This window comes from Micromonospora sp. CPCC 205561, assembly GCF_036906775.1.
GTDB lineage: Bacteria > Actinomycetota > Actinomycetes > Mycobacteriales > Micromonosporaceae > Micromonospora.
The window spans coordinates 1-3,834 of record NZ_JBAKHV010000112.1; the positions used below are offsets into that span (position 1 = coordinate 1).

Below are 3,834 nucleotides of genomic sequence, written 5' to 3' on the forward strand. Positions count from 1 at the left end.
CGGCGGGCGTCGGACGCACCGCAGCCGCGGCGGGCCCGGGGCGGGCCGCAGGGGGTGCGGGGACCGCCGGGCGCGCCAGGGGGAACTCCGCGCGGACCGCGGCGGCCAGCGCCGCGCGGCGCTGCCGGCTGCCGGCCAACCGCTCGACGAGTCCCTGGTACGTCGTCCGGGCCCGCTCCACCTCGCCGCCGAGCGCGACGATCTCCCGGTCGAGCCGGACCACCTCCGCCGCGGCCGGGTACGGCGGACGACCGCAACCGGTGCACCCGGAGGCGAGATCGGCCGGCGCGCCGCAGGCGGGACAGGGGTAACCGGTGTTCTGCACCGGGCCATCATGTCGGCTGGAAGATCACCGAACCAGAGTGCGCGTACTCAGGGCCGGGTGTGCTCGTGCACCCAGGCGGCGTAGGCGGGGTCCCCGCTGTCCACCCGGGTCACCAGGATCTCCGGCACCTCGTACGGGTGGCTGGCCCGGATCTGCTCCACCAGCGCGGCGGCCCGGTCCGGCGCGGTCTTGAACTGCAACGACCACTCGGTGCTGGTCTCCACCCCGGAACGCCACCAGTAGGTGCTGTCCACCTGGCCGCCCACCTGCGCACAGGCCGCGAGCCGCCCGGCGACGGCCGCGGCCGCCATCACGTCAGCGACGGCGCGGGCGTCCACCACCGTCGTCACCACGCAGATCTGGTCCACCAGCGCACCCTACGCGGCCCCGTCCCGATTGGCCGCGATCCACTCGTCGATCCGCGCCCACCAGTCGAAGAGCCAGTCGATCCGCTCCTGCCGACCGGCCGGCACCTGCTCCGGCGGCACCGACCAGAAGCGCATCACGATCCGCTTGTCCATCGGCAGTTCCCGCCACACGTCGCCGACGGTGAGCATCCTGTCGAGGCCCGTGTGCGCCACGAAGATCACTCCCGCGTCGGGCGCGGCGTCCAGCGCCGCGAGCAGCCCGCCGGGCTGCGGGGCGAGCACGTGCCGCATCCGCTCCGCGCGCCGCGCCATCCGCTCCAGGCCGAGGCCGCGCAGCCGGTCGATGGCCCGCAGCCGGCGACCGGGGGTGAAGTTGCCGCCCTCGGGGAAGATGACGAAGGCGTCGTCGTCGTCCAGCCCCTCGGCCAGGTGTCCGATCTGCTCGGTCACCGACCCTCGGCCCTCCCTGCCCGGCGCGAGGAAACGACTCGGCAGCCGGTTGAGCAGCACGTCGACCGCCGGATCCCACTGGAGGCTGTCCTTCAGCACGATCCGCGGCTCGCGGTTGAACCAGTTGACCAGGGCGTGGATCAGGATGAACGAGTCGCCGGGCCCGGCGTGCCGGCAGAGCACCAGCTCCGGACGGCCGGGCAGGGCGGTGTCGGGGTCGGTGCCCACCACGTCGATGCTCAGGTGCAGCGCCCAGCGGGCCTGCCAGAAGAGCACCCGCAGGAACCGGCCTGCGAGCACGTAGTGCGCCCGCTGGAAGGCCGGCGACCGGACCCGCCAGCCGAAGCCGGAGGCGACCCAGAGCACGAAGAGCGCGAGCAGCGCCGCCGCGTCCCACACCAGGTAGACGCAACCGAGCCAGAGCAGCCGCAGCGGCCGGAGCCGGCCCGGGGCCAGCGGGGAGACGGCAGCCGCGAGCAGCGCCCAGACCGGCAGGGTGGTCACCACCAGGAAGGCGAGCAGCACCACGCCGGGGGCCAGGAGCAGCCGGCGTACCCACTGCGGGGGCAGGGGCATCAGTGCTCCAGCTGCGTCGCCAGGTAGCGCCGGGACGCCGTGTAGGCGCGGCTGATCCGCCGCCCCACCGCCGCCATGTCCCGGTACGCCCAGGGCGTGTCGTCGCGCGGCTCCAGCCCGCCGGTGGGGAGCACGTGCACCTCGACCCCCTCGGGCAGGGCCGCCATCTCCCGGGCGAACCGGTGCCGCCGGGCGATCTCGAACGCGACCTGGGCGATCTCCCACGGCCGCCGGGGCGGGCTCAGCTCCCGCTCGATCCGTCCCACCTGGAGCACGAAGATCTGCGTGGCGCCCACGGCGACCGCCTCGCCGATCGGGATGGAGTTCACGATCCCGCCGTCGACGTAGTGCTGGTCGCCGATCCGGGCCGGCGGCAGCAGCCCCGGCACCGAGGCGGAGGCGAGGACGGCCGGCACCAGCGGCCCGCTGGCGAACCAGTGCTCGGCGGCCCGCTCGATGTTGGCCGCGCAGCAGCGGAACGGCACCCGCAGGTCGGCGAAGGTGGTCTCCGCGCCCAGCTCGGCCTCCAGCAGCTTGCGCAGCGGGCGGGGCGAGTGCAGGTGGGTGCGGGCGGCGAAGCGGCGCAGCTGCCGGGCGAGGGAGTCGCCGTACACCTCGCTCGCCTCGGGCGAGGCCCAGAGCCGCACCAGCCGGTCGGTGACCGCCTCGGAGGGCTCGGCGGCGACCAGCGCGCCGTTGACCGCCCCGATCGAGGTGCCCAGCACCATGTCGGGCCGGATGCCGGCCCGGAACAGGGCTCGCAGCATGCCCACCTCGACCGCGCCGAGGACTCCCCCGCCCCCGAGCACGAACGCCACCGGTCCCCGCGCCATGGGTTCATCCTGGCACGGGCGCGAAAGGGGCCGTCCGCTGCCGGCGCCGGGGCGGCCGCGTGGGCGCCGGCACGGGCGGCTGCCGGTGTCGGCCCGTCCGGGACGGTGGCGGCCGGCCCGGCGCGGTCCGGTCACGCGGGGAAGCCGGCCGTTGACAGGCCGGTCACATTCGCGCAACCTGATACCGCTCCCACAGCGAGGCAGGTGCGATCCCGTGAAGCCAGCACTGCTGCCCGGCCGGTTGCTGGCCCGCCGGTACCGGCTCGTCGACCAGATCGGCGCCGGCGGCATGTCGGTGATCTGGCGGGCGCGGGACGAGGTGCTCGACCGGATCGTGGCGCTGAAGGTGCTCGCCCCGTCCCTCGCCGCCGACGCCCGCTTCCGGGACATGGTGCGCGAGGAGGCCCGCGCCGCCGCGCAGCTCGTCCACCCGCACGTCACGTCGGTGCACGACTACGGCGAGACCGTCGCGCCCGACGGGTCGATCACCTCGTTCGTGGTGATGGAGCTGCTGGCCGGGGAGGAACTGGAGTCCCGGCTCACCGGGGGGCCGCTGCCGTGGGCCGAGGCGGTCGAGATCGGCGCCCAGGTGGCGGACGCGCTCGCCGCCGCGCACCGGCTCGGCATCGTGCACCGCGACATCACCCCGGCCAACGTGATGATGACCAACTCCGGGGTCAAGGTGCTCGACTTCGGCATCGCCACCCGGATCGGCACGCCGGACGACGACGAGGACGGCGGCACGTTCGGCACGCCCGCGTACGTGGCGCCCGAGCGGCTCGACGGGGCGCCCGCGCAGCCGGCCACCGACGTCTACTCCCTGGGCGTGCTGCTCTACGAGGCGCTGAGCGGGCGGGTGCCGTACCCGGCGGAGACCTGGGAGCAGCTCAGCGAGGCGCTCGCCGGGGACGGCCCGCCTCCGCTGGTCGAGCTGCCGGGCCTGCCGCCGGAGGTGGCCCGGACCTGCCTGCGCTGCCTGGCCCGCAACCCGCTCGACCGGCCCACCGCCCGTCAGGTCGCCGCCATCCTGCGCGACCAGCTGCTGCCCGCCGACCCGCAGGCCGCCACCATGCTCGCGCCGACCGTCACGCTCCCGACGCTCCCGTCCCCGCAGGAGGCCCCGGTGCCGGCGCACGACTCCGCGCCGACGGGCCCCGGTCCGGCTGCCCGGGTCGGCCCGGGCGGGCCCCGCACCGGCGCGGTGGAACCGGACGGTCCGGGCGCGCCCACCGCCGCGGCGGACCCGGGCGGCGCGGGCGGGCCCGTCACCGGCGCGGCGGAG

General features: G+C 76.0%; 5 protein-coding genes. 1 reads left to right on the forward strand and 4 read right to left on the reverse strand.

Going from position 1 to position 3,834, the window contains the following annotated elements; translation table 11 throughout:
- From V6V16_RS27620 to V6V16_RS27635, 4 genes are all read right to left on the reverse strand, one after another.
- Positions 1-325: hypothetical protein (locus V6V16_RS27620; RefSeq protein WP_334566856.1), on the reverse strand; the 325-nt coding region annotated here is incomplete at its 3' end.
- A gap of 47 nt (positions 326-372) precedes the next feature.
- Entirely contained in the window at positions 373-693 is a 321-nt protein-coding gene (gene cutA, locus V6V16_RS27625) for a divalent-cation tolerance protein CutA (protein ID WP_334566858.1), read from the reverse strand.
- A gap of 9 nt (positions 694-702) precedes the next feature.
- Positions 703-1,719, reverse strand: coding sequence for a 1-acyl-sn-glycerol-3-phosphate acyltransferase (locus tag V6V16_RS27630; RefSeq protein ID WP_334566860.1), 1,017 nt, complete (start codon positions 1,717-1,719; stop codon positions 703-705).
- Entirely contained in the window at positions 1,719-2,552 is an 834-nt protein-coding gene (locus V6V16_RS27635; protein WP_334566862.1) for a patatin-like phospholipase family protein, read from the reverse strand. The genes V6V16_RS27630 and V6V16_RS27635 overlap by 1 nt, the downstream gene beginning before the upstream one ends.
- Before the next feature lie 214 nt (positions 2,553-2,766).
- On the opposite strand from V6V16_RS27635, the gene V6V16_RS27640 reads away from it, so the two are divergent.
- On the forward strand, positions 2,767-3,834 hold a 1,068-nt coding region (locus V6V16_RS27640; protein WP_334566863.1), incomplete at its 3' end, for a serine/threonine-protein kinase.